Annotated in this window: 19 protein-coding genes and 2 pseudogenes; 9 read left to right on the forward strand and 12 right to left on the reverse strand. The window is 69.7% G+C overall.

Annotated features, from left to right (window positions below; all coding sequences use genetic code 11):
• Positions 1-7: 7 nt before the first annotated feature.
• From CGL27_RS50370 to CGL27_RS35365, 3 genes and pseudogenes are all read right to left on the reverse strand, one after another.
• Positions 8-160 carry a hypothetical protein gene (locus tag CGL27_RS50370; protein WP_159037871.1) on the reverse strand — a complete coding sequence of 51 codons (153 nt, stop codon included), beginning with the start codon at positions 158-160 and terminating at the stop codon, positions 8-10.
• Between the two features lie 343 nt (positions 161-503).
• A pseudogene (locus tag CGL27_RS52450) lies at positions 504-626 on the reverse strand (IS5/IS1182 family transposase); the annotation flags it as partial.
• 210 nt (positions 627-836) lie between these two features.
• The gene (locus CGL27_RS35365; RefSeq protein WP_119991853.1) at positions 837-3,116 is read right to left on the reverse strand and encodes an MMPL family transporter; all 2,280 of its coding nucleotides are present in this window, start codon (positions 3,114-3,116) and stop codon (positions 837-839) included.
• Between the two features lie 386 nt (positions 3,117-3,502).
• On the opposite strand from CGL27_RS35365, the gene CGL27_RS35370 reads away from it, so the two are divergent.
• Positions 3,503-4,723, forward strand: a complete 1,221-nt coding sequence (locus CGL27_RS35370; protein WP_119991854.1) for a S8 family peptidase — start codon at positions 3,503-3,505, stop codon at positions 4,721-4,723.
• A 116-nt stretch (positions 4,724-4,839) separates the two neighbouring features.
• Here CGL27_RS35370 and CGL27_RS35375 read toward each other — a convergent pair whose 3' ends face one another.
• Positions 4,840-5,439: a Uma2 family endonuclease gene (locus tag CGL27_RS35375; RefSeq protein WP_162953137.1), complete on the reverse strand. Its 600-nt coding sequence runs from the start codon at positions 5,437-5,439 to the stop codon at positions 4,840-4,842.
• A gap of 162 nt (positions 5,440-5,601) precedes the next feature.
• The gene (locus CGL27_RS35380) at positions 5,602-7,155 is read right to left on the reverse strand and encodes a phosphodiester glycosidase family protein (protein ID WP_119991856.1); all 1,554 of its coding nucleotides are present in this window, start codon (positions 7,153-7,155) and stop codon (positions 5,602-5,604) included.
• A gap of 247 nt (positions 7,156-7,402) precedes the next feature.
• On the opposite strand from CGL27_RS35380, the gene CGL27_RS35385 reads away from it, so the two are divergent.
• Positions 7,403-8,398: a hypothetical protein gene (locus tag CGL27_RS35385; protein WP_119991857.1), complete on the forward strand. Its 996-nt coding sequence runs from the start codon at positions 7,403-7,405 to the stop codon at positions 8,396-8,398.
• Between the two features lie 14 nt (positions 8,399-8,412).
• On the opposite strand, the gene CGL27_RS35390 is transcribed toward CGL27_RS35385, so the two are convergent.
• Both CGL27_RS35390 and CGL27_RS35395 read right to left on the reverse strand, forming a co-directional pair.
• Positions 8,413-8,616 carry a DUF397 domain-containing protein gene (locus CGL27_RS35390; protein WP_119991858.1) on the reverse strand — a complete coding sequence of 68 codons (204 nt, stop codon included), beginning with the start codon at positions 8,614-8,616 and terminating at the stop codon, positions 8,413-8,415.
• An 11-nt stretch (positions 8,617-8,627) separates the two neighbouring features.
• Positions 8,628-9,476: a helix-turn-helix transcriptional regulator gene (locus CGL27_RS35395; protein WP_119991859.1), complete on the reverse strand. Its 849-nt coding sequence runs from the start codon at positions 9,474-9,476 to the stop codon at positions 8,628-8,630.
• 192 nt (positions 9,477-9,668) lie between these two features.
• Between CGL27_RS35395 and CGL27_RS35400 the strand changes: the two genes are divergently transcribed.
• The 3 genes from CGL27_RS35400 (at position 9,669) to CGL27_RS35410 (ending at position 11,167) form a co-directional block, all read left to right on the forward strand.
• Positions 9,669-9,995: a hypothetical protein gene (locus tag CGL27_RS35400; RefSeq protein WP_119991860.1), complete on the forward strand. Its 327-nt coding sequence runs from the start codon at positions 9,669-9,671 to the stop codon at positions 9,993-9,995.
• 107 nt (positions 9,996-10,102) lie between these two features.
• Positions 10,103-10,915 carry an AAA family ATPase gene (locus CGL27_RS35405; RefSeq protein WP_119991861.1) on the forward strand — a complete coding sequence of 271 codons (813 nt, stop codon included), beginning with the start codon at positions 10,103-10,105 and terminating at the stop codon, positions 10,913-10,915.
• Between the two features lie 42 nt (positions 10,916-10,957).
• Positions 10,958-11,167, forward strand: coding sequence for a hypothetical protein (locus tag CGL27_RS35410; RefSeq protein ID WP_162953138.1), 210 nt, complete (start codon positions 10,958-10,960; stop codon positions 11,165-11,167).
• 22 nt (positions 11,168-11,189) lie between these two features.
• Here the strand turns inward: CGL27_RS35410 and CGL27_RS35415 are convergent, their stop codons facing one another.
• Complete coding sequence (locus CGL27_RS35415; RefSeq protein WP_162953338.1) at positions 11,190-11,765, reverse strand: TetR/AcrR family transcriptional regulator; 576 nt, start codon at positions 11,763-11,765, stop codon at positions 11,190-11,192.
• 56 nt (positions 11,766-11,821) lie between these two features.
• On the opposite strand from CGL27_RS35415, the pseudogene CGL27_RS35420 reads away from it, so the two are divergent.
• Positions 11,822-12,775: pseudogene (locus CGL27_RS35420) on the forward strand (quinone oxidoreductase); the annotation flags it as partial.
• 94 nt (positions 12,776-12,869) lie between these two features.
• Here CGL27_RS35420 and CGL27_RS35425 read toward each other — a convergent pair.
• Complete coding sequence (locus CGL27_RS35425) at positions 12,870-13,478, reverse strand: TetR/AcrR family transcriptional regulator (RefSeq protein ID WP_119991864.1); 609 nt, start codon at positions 13,476-13,478, stop codon at positions 12,870-12,872.
• A 93-nt stretch (positions 13,479-13,571) separates the two neighbouring features.
• Between CGL27_RS35425 and CGL27_RS35430 the strand changes: the two genes are divergently transcribed.
• From CGL27_RS35430 to CGL27_RS35440, 3 genes are all read left to right on the forward strand, one after another.
• The gene (locus tag CGL27_RS35430; RefSeq protein WP_119991865.1) at positions 13,572-14,312 is read left to right on the forward strand and encodes an SDR family oxidoreductase; all 741 of its coding nucleotides are present in this window, start codon (positions 13,572-13,574) and stop codon (positions 14,310-14,312) included.
• 168 nt (positions 14,313-14,480) lie between these two features.
• Positions 14,481-15,167 (forward strand): SDR family NAD(P)-dependent oxidoreductase, encoded by a 687-nt coding sequence (locus tag CGL27_RS35435; protein ID WP_119991866.1) that lies wholly within the window; start codon positions 14,481-14,483, stop codon positions 15,165-15,167.
• A 152-nt stretch (positions 15,168-15,319) separates the two neighbouring features.
• Positions 15,320-16,225 carry an NADP-dependent oxidoreductase gene (locus CGL27_RS35440; protein ID WP_119991867.1) on the forward strand — a complete coding sequence of 302 codons (906 nt, stop codon included), beginning with the start codon at positions 15,320-15,322 and terminating at the stop codon, positions 16,223-16,225.
• A gap of 40 nt (positions 16,226-16,265) precedes the next feature.
• Here CGL27_RS35440 and CGL27_RS35445 read toward each other — a convergent pair whose 3' ends face one another.
• The 3 genes from CGL27_RS35445 to CGL27_RS35455 all read right to left on the reverse strand — a co-directional run bounded on the left by CGL27_RS35445 (position 16,266) and on the right by CGL27_RS35455 (position 18,919).
• Positions 16,266-17,018: a sirohydrochlorin chelatase gene (locus tag CGL27_RS35445; protein ID WP_119991868.1), complete on the reverse strand. Its 753-nt coding sequence runs from the start codon at positions 17,016-17,018 to the stop codon at positions 16,266-16,268.
• Positions 17,019-17,118: 100 nt separating this feature from the next.
• Positions 17,119-18,099 (reverse strand): ABC transporter permease, encoded by a 981-nt coding sequence (locus CGL27_RS35450; protein ID WP_240450741.1) that lies wholly within the window; start codon positions 18,097-18,099, stop codon positions 17,119-17,121.
• Positions 18,086-18,919, reverse strand: a complete 834-nt coding sequence (locus CGL27_RS35455; RefSeq protein WP_119991869.1) for an ABC transporter ATP-binding protein — start codon at positions 18,917-18,919, stop codon at positions 18,086-18,088. Before CGL27_RS35455 ends, CGL27_RS35450 begins: the two co-directional genes overlap by 14 nt.
• Positions 18,920-18,922 lie beyond the last annotated feature (3 nt).

Consider the following 18,922-nt stretch of genomic DNA (forward strand, 5'->3'; position numbering starts at 1 on the left):
GGCACTGTCAGGTGGAGACGAACCACGCCATCAGCGGCCCCTCGTCACCACTGCCGACCGGCACGAGGACCTCGTCCGATTCGGCTGCGGAGAGCTCGCGCAGTGCGTCCTCGACCAGCGACTCGTACGTGGCCATTTCCGCGGTATGAGCTTGCGTCATCCTGACTCCCTCTCAGACAACAACGGTGGTGCGACGCTATGCATTATGGATATGCAAAGCAACCAGAATGCTCACGCAACTTCCAGCCAACTTGCCGCACTGGGACTAGGCGGCATTGAGAAGACTGTCGTTCCATGGACCGAAGTGGAACGGACCATTCGACAGTAGCGGAGCGAACGAAATTCCCGAGCGAGAAGGGGCCAAGAATCCACCTGATCTTTTCGCGCACCGAGACGTCACCCTTAAGAGTGTTTCTCGCGTGGCGAGTTTTGCCAGCTTCTTGTAGCGGTCGGGGCGGCTGCCGGGCCGAGGAAGGCGAGGAAATGCGTCCCCTTGCGCTCGTGTACCGGACGGTGAGCCGCCGGTAGCTGAAGAGCCGGGCGATCGACCGATCGATCTTCCAACGCCGGCGGCCGAGCCGTTGGCTCGATTCGGTCCCTGGACGCGCGCTGCGCGGGACGATGCCGGGCTCGCGGCGCCAGGCCAGGTGCTCGGCGGAGAAGTACGCCTCGTCGGCGCGCTGAACGCCCGGATCGAGGAGGCGACCGGCAGGGTGGGCACCGTGTCGGACCGCGGCCAGGACATCCCGCAGTCTTCTCCACCCCACACACCGAACCGGTCACACGGCCCGAAGGCCATGTGACCGGGTGTGCGGGCGCTCGGGCGCCTGGAGCGGTCAGACCCTGGCGTGCCGGGGCCGGTCGTCCGCGTCCGGCCTCGCGGGGGCACCCACCGGGGCGGTGGGCCGCTGGGCCGGGGCGGGCTCGTCGTGGGCGAGGTCGGGGAGCCACCGCAGCCACTTCGGCAGGTACCAGTTGCGCTCGCCCAGCAGCAGCATCACGGCCGGGAGGAGCACTCCCCGGATGACGGTGGCGTCGATGAGGACCGCGGCCGCGAGGCCCACGCCCATCTGCTTCATGGACTGCATCGACAGCGTTCCGAAGATGGAGAAGACCGCGACCATGATGACGGCGGCGCTGGTGACCACGCCCGCCGTGGTGACCACACCGTGCACCACCGCGTCCTTGGTGTTGCGCCCGGCCAGGCGCGCCTCGCGGATCCGGGAGACCACGAAGACGTGGTAGTCCATGCTCAGCCCGAACAGGATCACGAAGAGGAACAGCGGCAGCCACGAGACGATCGCGCCCACGCCCTCCGCGCCCACCAGACCCGCGCCCCAGCCGTGCTGGAAGACCGCGGTGAGGATGCCGTACGCGGCGCCCACCGACAGCAGGTTGAGCACGATGGAGGTCACGGCGATGGTGAGCGACCGGAAGGACATCAGCATCAGCAGGAAGGCGAAGACCACCACGAAGGCGAAGACCGGGGGGACGGCCGAGCCGAGCTTGTCGTTGAAGTCCTTGGAGGAGGCGGTCGAACCGCCGATGGGGGCGTCCAGCCCGTCCACCGTGCCGAGCGTCGCCGGGCGCACCTCGTCCCGCAGCACGTTCAGGCTCCGCTCGGCCTTGCCCTCGTCCGAGCCGCCGATCAGCGGGACCTCCACCACGGCCACGTTCTGCTTCCGGTGGACGGTCACCTCGACCGGGCCCTTGGAGGCGCCCTTCGCCACGGCCTCGGTACGGAACCGGGCGAGGGCGTCGCGCACCGGCGCCGCCTCGATGTCGTCCGCCTTCACCACGACCTTGGCCGGGTCGGACCCGCCCGGGAACGCCTCGTCGATGTGGTTGTACGCGGTGACGACCGGCAGCCGGTCGCCGAACTCCTGGTCCAGGGTGAGGTTCGCGGTGTTCATCCCCACGGCGGGGACGGCCAGCGCGATCAGCGCGCCACTGGCGAGGGCCAGCGACAGCTTGGGGCGGCGCAGCACCGGGCCGAGTACGGTGCGCCAGACCCGGCTCTCGCCGCCGCCGCGCCGCTTGGCGCGGGCCAGGAACGGCAACCGGCCCTTCTCCACCCGCTCACCGAGCAGCGAGAGCAGCGCGGGCAGCACCGTCACCGAGCCGACCATCGCCACCGCCACCACCATCAAGGTGGCGAGCCCCATCGCCTTGAACTCCGCGATCCCGGTGAAGAGCATGCCCGCCATCGCCACGATCACCGTGACACCGGAGACCAGGACGGCGCGGCCGGAGGTGGCCGCCGCGATCCGCAGCGCGGTCTGCGCGTCCCGCCCGGCGGCGCGCTCCTCACGCTCCCGGCGCAGGTAGAACAGGCAGTAGTCGACGCCGACGGCCAGCCCCACCAGCAGCATCACGGAGTTGGCGGTGTCGCTCATATGCACCCAGTGGCTGACCACCGCCACCAGACCGGTGGTGGCCAGGAACGCCGTCATCGCGAGCACGACCGGCAGCAGGGCGGCCACCAGCGCACCGAAGACGATCAGCAGAATGCCCAGGGCCACCGGCAGGGCGGAGAACTCGGCCTGGGTGAAGTCGTCGCCGAACGCGTCGTCGAACGCCTTCTGGCCGCTGGCGTCGCCGAACTCCTCGATCCGCAGGTCCTGGTGGCGGCCCTGGGCCTTGCCCACCGCGTCCAGGACCGGCTGGATGTGTTCCGGCGCCTTCTCCGGGTCGCCGCGCATCTCGAACTGGACCAGCGCGGAGCGCCGGTCGGCGGAGATGGTCTTCGTCTCGTAAGGGGACCGGAGGGCGGTCACCTGGCCGGTGTCGCGTACGCCGCCGATCACGGCGTCGACCGCCTTGTGGAAGGCCGGGTCGTTCGCGGTGAGCCCGCCGTCTTTCGCCTGGATCAGGACGGTTTCCCCGGCTGCGGCGTCAATGCCCGCCTCGTCGAGAATCGTCGAGACGCGCCCGGACTCGCCGGGAACCTGCTCGCTGTCCGTCACATCCACCCGGCCCGTCATCGAGCCGACGGCCAGGGCGAGGATGACGAGCAGCACCCAGCCCCCGACCGCCGCCCATCGGTGACGGGCGCTCCAACTGCCCGCGCGAGCGGCTATCCCGCGCGGCCTCTCCAAGCGGCCTGTGTCCGCCACGACATCCCCTTATGCCCTGGTGGCGGAACGTCCCCGCCACTCATGGATGACGCTAGGCCGCGGCGGCGGGCCGACCCATCCTGCTGACCGGTGAACCCTCCGGTGGTTCCCTCCATCCGGAGAAGGGGGGACAGCCCTACCTTCCCGATTCAAGCCCCTTACACCTAAAGGGCGTTGACCTTGCGGTCGGGAGCGCGGCGGGCGCGAGAACGTTGCCTATGTCACACATCGCCGGGGATCTTGAATTGACCCGTACTCATCAGTCAGGGTCGTGTGAGAACCGGAGTGGCCCCAACACACTCCGGCTCTTTCGCACTTACGGGATCCGAAACCGCGATCCCGGTGCGGATTACCCCCCCACAACCGCACGAGGAGGAACCCTCGTCATGGCAGTTCACAAGCAGCGCAACGCGCGTCGACTCGGCCTCGCCGTAGCCGCCGCGACCGCCGTCACCGCCGGTGTCTTCGTGGCCGTTCCGGCCGGGGCCACCACCGCGAAGCCCGCGGAGGGCACCGTCTACGGCACCCAGTCGAAGAGCGCCGTGGACGGCAGCTTCATCGTCATGCTCAAGGGCGGCAAGAGCGTCAAGGCCGCCGCCGAGGGCAAGGACCTCGCCAAGCAGTACGGCGGGAAGCTGAGCCGCACCTACGACTCCGCCATCAACGGCTTCTCGGCCAGCGGGCTGAGCGACACCGAGGCCAAGCGGCTGGCCGCCGACCCGTCGGTCGCCAAGGTGGTCCAGAACCACCGCTACACGGTCAAGGGCACCCAGGAGAACCCGCCGTCGTGGGGCCTGGACCGGATCGACCAGGAAGACACCGAGGGCGACAAGGCGTACAACTACCCGGACAGCGCGGGTGAGGGCGTCACCGCCTACGTCGTCGACACCGGTGTCCGCACCAGCCACAAGGACTTCGAGGGCCGGGCCACGTCCGGCTTCGACGCCATCGACAACGACGACGACGCCGACGACGGCAACGGCCACGGCACCCACGTGGCCGGCACCATCGCCGGAGCCGAGCACGGCGTCGCCAAGAAGGCCAAGATCGTCGCGGTGCGCGTGCTGGACGACCAGGGCTCGGGCACCACCGAGCAGGTCGTCGCGGGCATCGACTGGGTCACCGAGAACCACGAGGGCCCGTCCGTCGCCAACATGAGCCTGGGCGGCACCCCCGACGAGGCCCTCGACGCCGCCGTGCAGAAGGCCATCGACTCCGGTGTCACCTTCGCCGTGGCGGCGGGCAACGAGTCCTCCGACGCCAGCCAGAGCTCTCCCGCCCGGGTGAAGGACGCGATCACGGTCGCCTCCAGCACCGACCAGGACGAGCAGTCCGACTTCTCCAACTACGGCGACGTGGTGGACATCTTCGCCCCCGGCTCGGACATCACCTCCGACTGGAACACCGACGACGACGCCACCAACACCATCTCCGGTACGTCGATGGCCACCCCGCACGTCGTGGGCGCCGCCGCCGTCTACCTCAGCGGCCACCAGGACGCCAAGCCGGCCGACGTGGCGAAGGCGCTGACGGACGGCGCGACCGCCGACAAGATCTCCAACCCCGGTGACGGCACGCCGAACAAGCTGCTGAAGGTCGTCGAGTAAGCCCAAGTAAGGCTCACCAAGGCTCATGCAGGTGAAGTGATCAACCCCAGGGGCGCAGCCGGGCAACCGGTTGCGCCCTTGGCATGCTGGACGCGGTTCGTGTTCTACGTAGCAGGTCAGGGCCGATCGTCGCTGGCCAGCCTGCCGCGCAGCGCGGGAACATCGAGGTCGACGCTGAACTCTCCGGCGACCTCCACGGCCTGCTTACCTGTAATCGTGGCCACCTCGCGGTACGTGTCCGTCGCCAGCTCATGCGCCACCACATGCAGGTCGGGCTGCAGCTCGACCCGCCAGTAGGCGGGCACCTTCGCCTGGGCGTAGAGCGCGGGCTTGAGGATGCGGTCGCTGGCCTGATTGAACGGGGACACGATCTCCACCAGCAGGAGCATCGCCTCCAGCGGCACGACCAGCGTGTCCCACTCGACGGCGGAGTGGTCCATGACTGCGATGTCCGGGATGAAGAGCCTGGATTCGGTCCTCACATTCACCGTCTCGGCGGCCACGAACGGTGCGCCAGACCGCTCCAAGGCGCCCTCGAGCTGTTTGTGCAACTCGTAGGCCACGGTCTGGTGGGCCAGGCTGGGGGCAGGGGACATCATGAGGACACCGTCCACGAGTTCGAAGCGGGCTCGTGCCGGATGCTCCGGGAGTGCAAGAACGTCCTCGACCGTCCAGGGGCCTTCGTGATCGTCGACTCGCGTCTCAGCGACGCTCATGATCGCCACCACCGCCTCCTCGTGTGTTCCTTGGCTCCAGCATGGCACGCAGCTCTGACGACCGCCGACACTTCCAGCCCGAGCCGTGGCACTCGGGCCGAAAGGTGTGAATATCACCCACAGGAGTGATCTGAACACGCGGCGATGACCGCCGGTCCGCGCTTACGGCAGCACCTGGACCGTGTCGCCCACCGCGCGTTCGCCCGTCGCGTCGGAGGTGATGTTGGCGAGCCTGCCGTTCACGGCCATGGCGGTGGAGCCGCCGCCGTCCAGGTTGAGGGCCTGGACGGCGCCCTGGGAGCGCATGAAGCGGGCGGCCTCCTCCAGAGTGAAGCCCTCGCTCACACCGGGCTGCCGGCCGTCCACCGTGGCCAGGATCAGCCGCCCCTTCTTGTCGAGCCCGGCCATCGTGCGGGGCTGCCGCACGTTCGACCAGGCGTAGCCGAAGGAGAGGTTCTTCGGGTCGAGGGTGCCCTCGGTGGCGGCGTCGACGGCGATACGGCCGTCCTTCACCAGCGTGGGGGCGGCGCTGACGATGCTGTCGTCCGAGTCGAGCCGGACCCGGCGGCCGGAGTTGTCCCGGACGACCTCCGCCAGCGCGATCCGCTCGCCCCGCCGGGCGTGGGCCGTCAGCCAGTCGGACGCGGCGCCGATGCCCTGGAGCACGGAGCCCCCGGACGGGACCGTGCCGCCGCGCGGGCCGGTGGAGACCACCCGGCCGTCGGCGTCGAGCACGACCTGGGTGCCGGGCCCGGTGGGCAGCTCGGCGCGGAACCTCGGGGTGAACTTCACCAGGTCGTCGGCCTCGGAGCAGGTCAGATCCTGCCGGGGCAGCTCGGTCGGAGTGGCCCCGGGGCGGCCGCAGTTGCGCACCTTGCCGGGCACCCGGTTGATGCCCTGCACCGCATACGTGGACGACCCCGCCCGCGCGGTGACCGTGCTGGTCAGGTCGGCGATACGGGCGTGCCGGCCGCCGTCCGCGAGGATCAGCGCGGCCCGCGAACCGGCGGCCATCGACTCCAGCTCCCCGTCGTACGCGGAGATTCCGGCCATCGTTCCCTGGACGCCGTCGGCGTCGGCGGTGACGAAGAAGCCACCGTTGACGGCGATCAGGGAGCTCAGCTTCGCGGCGACCGAAGAGGTCTTCTCGCGGTCCGCCACACTGTCGTCGTGGGTGCCCTCGACCGTGCCGGTGAACCGGGCCGGGTCGATCACCGCCACATGGACGCTCTCCCGGTCGGCGGGCTGCTGCGCGTCGTAGCCGGTCCACTCCGCCACCGCCGTGAACCCGGCCGCGGCGACCTTCTCGCGCGTGCCCTGCGCCTCGTCGGAGGCCGCGTACGAGCCCACCCGCACCCGCCACCCCATGGTGCCGTGCGGCGTATCCGCGTAGGCGGGCCACATCACCCGCTCGACCCGCGGCTCGAACCCGGCGTCGCGCAGCCGCCCCGCCGTGGCGTCCGCCCAGGACCGCTCGCCCAGTGGCGCGGAGCCGGGCCCCTGCACGGTGACGGTCCAGACCGGCTTGGCGTCCGCGTCCCGGAGAACCCCGGCCCGCACCCGCACCCCCGGGGCCACCGTCTCCGTCGTCCAGGATCCGGCATCCGGCGCCGCCAGCGCCGGGGGCTGGATGACCGCGACGACGACGGCGGCCCCCAGTGCGGCCCCCATCCGGACGCCGAGACGACGGCGGGTGGTGCTCTCTTCGTTGCGCATGAGCGGAAGTCCAGCGCCGCCCGTAGGCCGGGCCGACACACAAGGAGGGCGGCCCGCGGAACGTACGGTGAACGGCCGGGGGGGACGGCCGAGGTCGTGTCAGAGGCCGCTGACAGAACATGGCGCACCAGTTGTCGGACACGGAGCCTCGGGAGCCTCTTCTTGTCCTATGTGCAACACGCCCAGCATTTCCACGGATTACCGGTGCTGACCGTTCCGCCGTATACCCCCGCTACGCTTCTGCCCGATGCCGCTTCCGTCGCCTGGCGCCTCGAGGCTGACCGAACTCGGCTATGACGACATCGAGCTTCCCGCCACCCCGCTGCCCCGCACGGTGGACCCGGGGGACGCCCTGCTGCTCAAGGCGGATACGTTCAACCTCTCCTGGCTCGAGGTCGGCAAGCACGTGTCGCTGCGGAATCTGCCCGCCTCCGCGGGGCGGCAGGGCCAAAGCCCCGCCGAGGCCGCACGGCGGCTGACCGCCTTCGGCTGCCCGGTCCCGGCCGACCATCCGCTGCCCGACACCCCGGACACCCGGGACATCGTGCTGATCCGCACCGGCCCCGGGGGCAATGGCGAGTGGCTGGAGTGGGGCGCGGAGGCGTCGATCGGGCATGTGCGCAACGTGGCCTGGACGCTGCAGTGCAACCCGCACACCGTCGCCACGCGACTGACCGCGCTCGGCATCCGGCTGCCGTACACCCCCGAACCCGAGGACGAGCGGATCCTCCAGGACCCGGGTGAGCCCATCCTCGCCATCGCCCAGGAGACCGGCCGTCGTCCGGCGGATATCGTGTCCCGCCTGGCGGAGCTGGGCCACCCCCGTCCGAGTACCGTGCCGGACACCCTGGAGGCGGACGACCTGCGGATCCTCAGCGAGGAACTCGACGGCCGGTCCCCCTGGTTGGAGCGGAACACCGTCGGAGGAGTGCAGTTGCGGCACATCCTGCGCGCCGCGCTCGCCACGGGGCGCAGCCCCGCCGACATCGCCAAGCGCCTGGACGCGCTGGGCCATTGGCTGCACGAGAACGCGAAGCAGCCCGGCGTCGCGGACGTGGCGGACATCCGGCTCCTGGAGACGGTCGACCGCTCGTTCCTGGACGCCGTCCACCCTGAGCACGTACTGCGCAGCGCGAGCCGGACCGGGCGGAGCCCGGCCGACGTCGCCGCGCGGCTGACCGCGCTGGGCTACCGGCTGCCCGACGAGGTGGACTACCCGGAGGTGCGCGCGTTGCACCGGTGATGCCGCTCTGGTGGCTACTGCCCGAGGCGGTCGAGCGCCCCGGCCTTGACGGCGCGTATGAAGGTTCCGAGTGGGCCCGGTGTGGTGGTGAGGATGTCGGCGGGGGTGTCGCTCTCGCGGAGCTTGATCTTGCCGTCGACGGGGAGGAGTTCGACGCAATGGTTGTCCTCCCCGTTGCCGGAGAACGAGGACTTTCGCCACTTGGCCGGGCGCGACATGGTTACCTCTCTCATATTTCTTGCGCGATGCGGTGGATGAAATCCCGAGACGCCTCTGCCGCGAGGGAAGAAGCCTCGGCCTTGTCCAGTAGCGCGCGGTATCTCGTGAGCTCTGACTCAGCGTCCATCCAGAACGAGCCGTGCATGGCATCGATCTGCGCGGTATCGAGCTTGGGGACGGGCCCGCCGACGTAGAGCATGGAGTTCCCGGCTCCGCCGAAACCGTCCACATCAAAGGGGATCACCCTGACGGTGACGTTCGGGCACTCCGACTGCTCCAGGATGAAGGAGAGCTGCTCGCGTGCGACCTTCCGGTCGGCTACGCGGGTGCGCAGGACACTTTCATGAATCAACGCCGAGAACGCGATCGCCGCGTCCTGGGACAGCACTTCCCGCCGCCGTACGCGGAAGGAGACCAGCGCGTCGAGATGCTGTGGCGGTAGCGGAGGAACGGCGTAGGCCATGAGCGCCCGGATGTACGCCTCGGTCTGCAGAAGCCCCGGAACGTAGGAGGCTTGAAGCATGCGCAGGTACGTCGCATGGTGTTCCAACTCGGCAAGGTCCAGCGCGCCATGCGCGAGGAGGCCCCGGTACTCCTCCCACCACCCCTTGCCGCGCTCGGCGGCCATGGCAACCAGCGCGTCGATCAGCGCGGTGTCGAGGCAAGCGTATTGAGAAGCCATATAGCGCAGCCGTGCCTCGCTGATCCCGGCCTTGCCCGCTTCGACCTGACTCATCTGGATGGGATTCGTACCGATCAGCTCGGCCGCCCGGCGGGCGGTCACACCAGCCGCATCGCGCATCTTCCGCAACTCAGTGCCGAGTCGGCGCTGTCGTGCTGTGGGCTGATTTCTCGGCATGCTCTCTTCCCTCCAGGCTGTTCGGCAGTCTGCCGTGCGCGGCGACGCAGGTCCAACGCCCCGTAGCTGCGAGCATAAGGTTGTGTCGACATAACCTTATGCTCTACCGTGAGTGACGTGCTCATCACGTAGTGGTGGTCAGCAAGCCGGAAGCGTATCTGCCCCTTCATGCCTGCTCTCTCGGAGGCCCACATGCAGACACCGGACACTTCAGAACTCTTCGACAAGGAACTCTGCGACCTCGTCCTCGCCATCGCGCCCAGGATCTTCGCCGTCGTCCAGGAGCGCGAGGTGCGGCCAGGGCTGAAAGACGGGTGTGTCGCGGCGTGGGGGTTGGCCTTCGATGAGGGCCCCGTCCACGTGACCACGGCCGACGGTACGGGACAGATGGTCCTCAACTCGCCGGAGCGGGCCCTGCGATGGTTCACCCGCGGCGGTGACGAGGACGGCGTGACGGCGAGGCTGGTGTGGCTCAGCCGGTCCGGGGCCGCCGCGCTCGACCACGCCGAGGCCGCCTGAACACCCGAGAGGGCGGGGCGCGCTGCCCCGCTCATGGGCCATGCCGGGGTGCCTGGATCGATAGTCTGCCCAGAGGCACTCGCTCCGGTCCGTAGGAGGGCACGGACATGTACGTGACGGACTTGGAGCTGTCCGGCGTCCGGGAGTTCCACGGTCACCGGGCGGCCCGGTTGCGATTCCCGCGACGTGAGGACGGCAGTTACGCGGGCTGGACCGTGCTGGCCGGGCGGAACGGCTCGGGCAAGTCGACGGTGCTGCAAGCCCTCGCGTTGGTTCTGCAGGGCCCCGCCATCACCCATGCGTTGCTCAAGGACGCCAGTGAGTGGATGACACGAGGGGCGCGTAAGGCGGTCGTCGAGGCGTCGGTGGTCGGGCCGGACCATGTGGACGCCCGGTGGGTCAGCGCGGATGACTCACCCCACGACTGGTTTCCGGAGACCGGGAGCGTCCGCATGGTCTGGGAGCGGATGACAAAGCGCGGCGAGAGTCATGTCCGGTTGCGGCGCCCGTCCACGACGAACGCCTTCGCACTTCAACGGAGAGCCGAGTCCGGGCCGTGGCAGGAGACCCCGCAGGGGTGGCTGTGCCTTGGGTACGGCCCGTACCGCCGACTCGATGGTGGGACCTCCCTGCGGTCCGCCGCCGGACTCGAGCGTGTCGACCGGCTGGCAACGCTCTTCGACGAGAACGTCTGCCTGGCCGAGGGCGTCACCTGGCTGATCGACCAGCACCTGCGCGGCCTCGAGGGACGTCCCGGTGCACGTGAGCTGGTGGACACGGTGAAGCTGCTGCTCGGGGATGGATTGTTGCCCGATGACCACGAGGTGAGCGGAATTGGCCGAGTACCGTCGGCTGAGCGGCCAGTTGAACAGCTCGTTGTCGGCGCGGGTGAGCGAAGTGGCCGCCCATCTGGGGCGTGACGAATGATCCGGCTGGAACGATCACCACTCGACGGCCGAACGGTGAAACAGCCCCTCGCCGACGTTCTGCGAGAGCTTCGGCGCGTCGCGGACCGGCCCTCGGCAGCCGTGGCCCTCGGGAACGAGGCCGCCATCGAGGCTCTGCGCGCCTTGTACGGACAGCCGGTAGCCAAGCCGCTGTTCATTCCTCAGCAGACTTCGCGGCACGAGCCGGACTGCCGGTCCTGGAAGTTCGCCTCGGCGGAGGGCTAGACGCGATTTCGTTGGTCGCGGGCTACGACAGCAGGTGGTCGAGGCAGAGGTTCAGCCCGGCCTCCAGATGTTCCGCGGAGCCGGTGGAGAGCAGGACGGTGACACCGCCCTGGACGGTGGCGATCACGGCCGCGGCCGTGCGATCGGCGTCGAGTGCCGGGTTGGCCTCGCCGGCCGCTTGCGTGGCCTCGATACCGGCTCGGACGCACTCCTGCCACCGCCGCACCAGTTGCGCCGACACCGCCTGCGCGGCCGGGCTGTACCGGCCCACGTCGGCGATCAGCACCCCGAGCGGGCAGTGCAGCCCCTGGTCGCGGTAGCGCTCGACGATGAGGTCGCGCCACGCCTCCCAGGCCGCGCGTGAGGTGAGTTCGTTCAGATACGGCTGCTGGTCGTCGAAGACTCGCTCGGCTTCGAGTTCGGCGACCGCGAGCAGAAGCTGTTCCCGACCTCCCGGGAAGTAATAGAACATCTGCCCCTTGCCGGTGCCGCTGCGTCGGCACACGTCGTCGAGCGTGGTGGCGTTCGTGCCGCGTTCCCGGATCTCGGCCGCGGCGGCTTCGACAATGCGCAGGCGGGTCGCGGCGCCTTTCCTCATGGTCACCGACCAAAGTGTACTTGTGGGTACATTTTTTGGAACATACCTTCGGCCGCATGAAAGCGATAGTCATCAACGAAGCAGGGGGACCGGAAGTGCTGCGGCTGCGAGAGCGGCCGGCACCTCGCCCGGGCCCGGGAGAAGTCCTGGTGGACGTCCGTGCGGCGGGTGTGAACTTCTTCGACACCGCCATCCGCGGACAGGCCCTGGCCGAGGTGCCGGGCGCGGAAGGCGCCGGCGTGGTGGCGGAGACGGGCGAGGGCGTGCACGGGTTCGCCCCGGGGGATCGTGTCGCGTGGTTGACGATCAATAGCCACGGCAGCTACGCCGAGCAGATCGTGCTCCCGGCGAGCGGCGTCGTCCCGGTGCCCGACGCCGTCGACGACGAGACGGCCGCGGCCTTGCTCTTGCAGGGTCTGACCGCGCACCACTTCGCCACCGTGTCCCACCCCGTGCAGCCGGGGGACGTCGCGCTCGTGCACGCGGCCGCCGGCGGGGTCGGGATGATGCTCACCCAGATCATCAAGGCCCGCGGCGGCACCGTGATCGGCCTGGTGTCGCGACCGGAGAAGATCAGGGTCGCCGCCGACGCGGGCGCCGACCACGTCCTGATCTCCTCCGGTGACGCGTTCGTCGAGCCGGTGCACGAGCTGACCGGCGGCGAGGGTGTGCATGTGGTCTTCGACGGTGCGGGCGCGACCACGTTCGCCGCATCGCTGCGGGTACTGCGCACGCACGGCACGCTGGTGTTCTACGGGCCGCTGATCGGGGACGTGCCGACCATCGCGATGAACGACATCCCCCGCAGCACCCGCCTCACCTACGCCGTGACCGAGGACCATGTCCGCACACCCGAGGAACTCGCGGCGCGCGCGGCCGAGTTGTTCGCGCTCGTAGAGAGGGGCGAGCTGGTCGTCCGGATCGGGGGTCGGTACCCGCTGGCGGAGGCGGCAAGGGCCCACGCGGACATCGAGTCGCGTACGACCACCGGGAAACTGCTGCTGCTCCCCGTGACCGGTGGCGGCACCGTGTCCGTCGTTCCTGAGGTCGTGGCATCCGGCGCGGAGCCGGGTGAGCCATCGAGCCCGAGGCTGAGGAACGAGCTCAGGAGAGTGGCCAGCTGCGCAGAGCGGCATCGGCCATCTCCTGGAGTTCATCGCGGCCAAGACCGCTCGCGGCTTGTACGGCGATGCCGAAGGCCAAGGTGGTGACGTAGCGGGCCAGTAGCCCCGGATCGGTGTCCGGGGGCAGGTCGCCGTCGTCGACGGCTCGCTGGAACCGCTCTCGGACACGGCAGCAGCCGTCGTTGCGCCAGGCGACGAGGAGGTCACGGACTTCCTGCCCGGAGTCGCTGACGGTCAGGGCGCTCTGGACACCCAGGCATCCGTGGGGACTGGCCGGGCGGGTGGTGGTTCGAATGGTGCCGGTCAGGATCGCGGTGGCGACGCCGAGGGCGGTCGGCTCCTCCATGGCTCGGGCCAGGTATGCGCTCGGGCCTTCGGTGTAGCGCTCCAAGACCTTGCGGAACAGCTTCTCCTTGTTGCCGAAGGCCGCGTACATGCTGGTGGTGGAGATGCCCATCGCGTTCGTCAGGTTGGCCGTGCTGGCCCCCTCGTAGCCGTGCTTCCAGAAGACCAGCATGGCGCGCTCGAGAGCTTCGTCGGCGTCGAAACCTCGCGGTCGGCCGATGGGGCCGTTCTGTTTCGTCTCCACTCTTCCAGCGTACTCCTTCCGTAGCGATCGCTGCAGAAGTGCTAGTATCCACCTTCCGCAGCGATCGCTACAAAAATCGGAGGAGCTACTCACGTGGGACTTCTTGAGGGAAAGACCGCTCTCGTCACCGGGGGCAGCACCGGCATCGGCCTGGCCAGTGCCGTACGGCTGGCGGCCGAGGGCGCACACGTCTTCATCACCGGCCGACGCGAGACCGAACTCGACGCGGCCGTCCAGGTGATTGGCCAGGCGGCTACCGCGGTGATCGGCGACATCGCGAACCTGGCCGACTTGGACCGGCTCTACGAGACGATCCGCAGCCGGGGGCGGGGCCTGGACGTACTGTTCGCGAATGCCTCCGTCGCCTCGCTCGTGCCGCTCGAGCAGGTCACCGAGGAGCATTTCGACACCCTCTTCGGCATCAACGTTCGGGGCACGCTGTTCACCGTGCAGAAGGCTCTGCCACTGCTCAACGACGGCGCTTCGGTCATCCTGAACGGCTCTACCAACGTGGACGTGGGCGACGAGGCGCTCGGCGTGTACGCGGCAACCAAGGCCGCCACCCGATCGTTCTCCCGCACCTGGGCCAACGAACTCAAGGGACGCGGCATCCGGGTCAACACCATCACGCCCGGCCCGACCGATACACCCGGGATGTCAGGGCTCAGCCCCGACCCGGAGGAGTTCAAGCGGCAACTGGCAACGCGTGTGCCGCTGGGCCGGCTCGGGCGCCCGGAGGAGGTCGCCGCCGCCGTGACCTTCCTCGCCTCCGAGCAGAGCAGCTTCATCACCGGTTCGAGCCTGTACATCGACGGCGGGCTGAACCAGATCTGAGAGGGGTTCCCGCATGTCCGACAGCGATCTGCGCGCGTTCTACCTGCGCTATACCGAGGCGTTCAATGCCCTACTGACCGGCTGACCTCCGGAATCAGCGCCGACAGCCCAAAGAACAACTCCGAACACCGCTCACGGCCCACGCGGGCCACATTCGGGAGGACACGCATGACCATCACGCTGATCACCGGGGCCAACAAGGGAATCGGCTTCGAGACGGCCAGACAGCTTCTTGCGTTGGGCCACGTCGTCTACATCGGCGCGCGTGATGTCGAACGAGGCGAGAAGGCGGCGGCAGCGCTCGGCGCGCGATTCGTACAGCTCGACGTGACCGACGACGCGTCGGTGAGCGGCGCGCTGGCGACGATCGACTCGGCCGAGGGCCGACTGGACGTCCTGGTGAACAACGCGGGCATCCTGGGGGACGGAGCCACCGACGGTCCCACGGCTCTCCGGGCCTTCGACACCAACGCGGTGGGACTCGTACGCGTCACGGAGGCGGCGCTTCCGCTGCTGCGCAAATCCTCGAACCCAACCGTGGTCACCGTTTCGAGCAGCGCCGGGTCGTTCTGGGCGGTGACCAATCCGGACCGGCCGGAGTTCGGCTTGCCGCTGGCGCTCTACTCCGCCTCCAAGTCCGCGGCCACCATGCTTACGGTCCAGTACGCCAAGTCCCAGCCGGGCATCAAGTTCAACGCGGTCGAGCCCGGCACCACCGCGACCGACCTGACCGCGGCGTTCGGAATCGGAAGGGCGCCGGAGGAGAGTGCCAGGGTCGTCGTGCGCTTGGCAACTCTCGACGCGGACGGCCCGACAGGAACCTTCCAGGACGAAAACGGAGAACTGCCCTGGTAGGCGTCTGGGCACGATCGGGGGCATGCTGCCCGGGCGACTTGCACCTGACGCCAACGTCAGCTTTTAGCGTAGTGGGCGTCGGCGCCCGCCGAGCATTCTCCCCACTGATCTCACGAACGGCCGGTTCAGGCCGTGTGGAAAGGCAGACCGTCATGCGCGCAGCCCGTTATCACGAGTACGGCGGTGTGGAGACCCTTGTGGTCGAGCAGGTGCCGGACCCGCATCCCGGGCCCGGCGAGATCCGCGTCCGCGTCGCGGCGGCCGGCGTCAATCCCGTCGACTGGAAGGTGCGTTCCGGTGCGGTGCGCGAGGTGTTCCCGGTGGACCTGCCCGCGATTCCTGGGCGTGATGTCGTCGGTGTGGTCGATGAGACCGGTGTGGGCGTGCAGGGAGTGAGCATCGGCGACCGTGTCTTCGGGCTGGGCGGTGTCACCGGCGCGACAGCGGAGCTGGCCGTGCTCTCGGCCTGGGCCCACGCGCCCACCACGTGGACCGACGAGGAGGCCGCTGGCGCCGGTCTGGCATCCGTGACCGCGATGGGCGGGCTGAGGGCGCTCGGTCCCCTGCGGGGGCGCACCCTGCTCGTCGAGGGCGCCGCCGGAGGCGTGGGCAGTGCCGCGGTCGAGATCGCGGTGGCTCAGGGCGCCACCGTGATCGGGACGGCCAGCGAGCGCAACCACGAGTTCCTCACCTCGCTCGGAGCCGTTCCCACCGCCTACGGCACCGGCCTCGCGGAGCGCCTCGCCACCCTGGCTCCGGACGGTGTCGACATCGCGCTCGACACCGCGGCCTCCGGGTCCCTGGCCGACCTCATCGCGATCGTGGGCGACCCTGCTCGCGTGTCGACGATCGCCGACTACACCAACGCGCAGCGCCTGGGTGTGCGTCTGGCCAACGCGGAGAACGACTCCACGCTCCTCGCCGAAGCGGGCGAACTCGGCCGGCAAGGCCGCTACACACCGCGCATCGAGCGGACCTACCCCCTCGAACGGATCGCGGAAGCGCACGCATACGCCGAGCGCGGACACACGCGGGGGAAGATCGTGGTCTGCATCTGAGTTTGTCCGCCCGCGCCTCCGGATCACCGTTTCGGAGTTCTCAGGCCGTCAGCAGGGCCGGGGGTGCCGTGCGCGCCTCGTCGTAGCGGCGTAGCAGGAGGCGGGCCAGTTCCGGGGCGGGGCCCAGGACGGGGGCCAGGAGGTCGGCGCCCGCCGCCTCGGCGCCGTGGGCGATGCGGTCGGGGAGACGGCCGGGGGCGATGACGTAGGGGGCCACGGCCACCCGGGCGACCCCGTCCGCGCGCAGGGCGCGGACGGCGTCCTCGGTGCGGGGAAGAGAGGCGGAGGCGAACGCGGGTCGCACGGCGCACCATCCGGTGTGCCGCCACTCCCGCGCGATTTCAGCGATCACCGCGATCGCCTCCGGGTCGGTGGAGCCCGCCGAGGCCAGGACGACCCCGGTCGAGGGGCGGTCGGCGGGGCGCAGTCCCGCCTCGTGCAGACGGCGTTCCAGGGCGTCCATGAGCAGCGGGGACGGGCCCAGGACCTCGGCCTGGCGGACGGACAGGCGGGGGTGGCGGGCGGTGGCCTCGCGCAGTACCGCCGGGATGTCGGTCTTCGCGTGGAAGGCGCGGGTCAGCAGCAGCGGGAGGGCGATCACCTCGGTGGCGTCCTCCGTGGCGAGCCGGGCCAGCACCCGCGGTACGCGTGGCGCGTTGAACTCCAGGAACGCCGCCTCCACCCGCAGCCCCGGCCGCTGCGACCGCACCCGCGCGCGCAGCGCGTCGACGGTCGCCGCATGGCGGGGGTCGCGGCTGCCGTGGGCGATGATCAGCAGGGTCGGGGCAGACATGGTGGCTTTCCGTTCCGTGGCTTTCCGTTCGGCGGTGTTCTGTTCGGCGGTTTTCGGGTCAGTGCTCTGCGGTCAGTGCTTTCTGGTCAGTGCTTTCTGGTCAGCGAGCGCTCGCCAGCAGGCCGCGGCTGCGCAGCACCCGACGCTCGATCGGGGCGAAGATCAGCAGCTCGATGGCGATGCCGACGACGAGGATCATGAGGATGCCGAGGAGCACCCCCGCCATATCGGAGTTGTTGCGCTGGTTCTCCAGGTACTGGCCGAGCCCCAGGCCCAAGTCCGGGGACTTGGCGATGATCTCGGCGGCCATCAGCGAGCGCCAGGAGAAGGCCCAGCCCTGCTTGAGCCCGGCGACGTAACCCGGCAGCGCGGCGGGCAGCAGGATGTGCCAGGCGCTGACCAGACCGCGGGCGCCGAGCGTGCGTCCGGCTCGCAGGAAGAGCGGCGGCACCTGGTCGATGCCGGCCACCAGTCCGTTGGCGATGGAGGGGACCGCGCCCAGCAGGATGACGGTGTACATCATCTGGTCGTTCAGGCCCAGCCAGATCACCGCGGGCGGCACCCAGGCGACCGAGGGCAGCGACTGCAGCCCGGACAGGATCGGGCCGAGACCGGCGCGGATGAACTTCACCCGGGCCACGATCAGCCCCAGCGGGGTCCCGATCGCCAGCGCGATGACGAAGCCGAACAGACCGCGCGAGACACTGGTCCAGACGATGTCGAACAGCTCGCCCCGCAGCCACAGTTGGCGCAGCGCGTCCCAGACCAGACCCGGGTCGGGCAGCTTGTAGTCGTCGGTGACCTTCGCGAGGACGAGCACCTTCCACAGGCCCAGGACGACGGCCACGGCCACGATGGGCGGCAGCACCTTCTGGACCAGCACCTCGACCGGTGAGACACGCTTGATCTGCACCGTGTCCAGGGCGTCCAGACCGGCCTCCAGGCCCGCCAGGTCCTGGGAGTTCCCCGCACGCGCCTTCGCCGTGGACTTCTCGACGGACTTCGCTATGGACTGCTCGTCGCCGTTCCCGCCGTCGGCTTCGTCGACCGCGGTGCCGGGGGTGGTCTTACTGCTGGCCATGGCGGCGGATCTCCCCACGCAGTTCTTCGGTGATCTCAACGGACAGGTCGGCGACGGCCGCGTCCTCGATGCGGCGCGGCTGCGGAATGTCCACCGTCCAATCGCGGACGACCCGCCCCGGCCGGGAGGACAGCAGCACCACGCGCTCGGCCAGCCGGACGGCCTCGCGGACGTTGTGGGTCACGAACAGCACGGAGACGCCGGTCTCGCTCCAGATCCGGGTCAGCTCCTCGTGCAGCACATCGCGGGTGATGGCGTCGAGCGCGGCGAACGGCTCGTCCATCAGCAGCACGCTCGAGTCCTGCGCCAGCGCGCGGGCCAGCGCCACGCGCTGCCGCATACCGCCGGAGAGCTCGTGCACCCGCTTGCCGTAGGCGCCGCCGAGCCGCACCAGCTCCAGCAGCCGCTCGGCCTGCGGCCTGCGCTCCGCGCGCGGCACACCGCGCAGCCGCAGCGCCAGCTCGATGTTCTTCCCCGCGGTCAGCCACGGGAACAGGGCGTGCTCCTGGAACATCAGGGCCGGCCGGCCGCCGGGGACCTCGATGGCCCCCGAGGACGGCTTGTCCAGGTCGGCGATCAGATTGAGCAGGGTCGACTTACCGCAGCCGGAGGCCCCCAGGATGCAGACGAACTCCCCGGGCCGCACCTGGAGGTTGATGTCCTCGAGCACGGGCTGGGCCGCCCCGGGACGGCCGAAGGACTTGTGGACATGGGCGATCGATACGGATCCGGCGGATCCGGCGGATCCGGTGGGGCCGGCCGAGCCCGCCGCCGCGGCGCCCGCCCGGTCGTCCTTCTCGGTGGTCAGTGCCGGGGACATCCG

Source organism: Streptomyces sp. 11-1-2 (assembly GCF_003595545.1).
In the GTDB taxonomy this organism is placed as follows: domain Bacteria; phylum Actinomycetota; class Actinomycetes; order Streptomycetales; family Streptomycetaceae; genus Streptomyces; species Streptomyces hygroscopicus_B.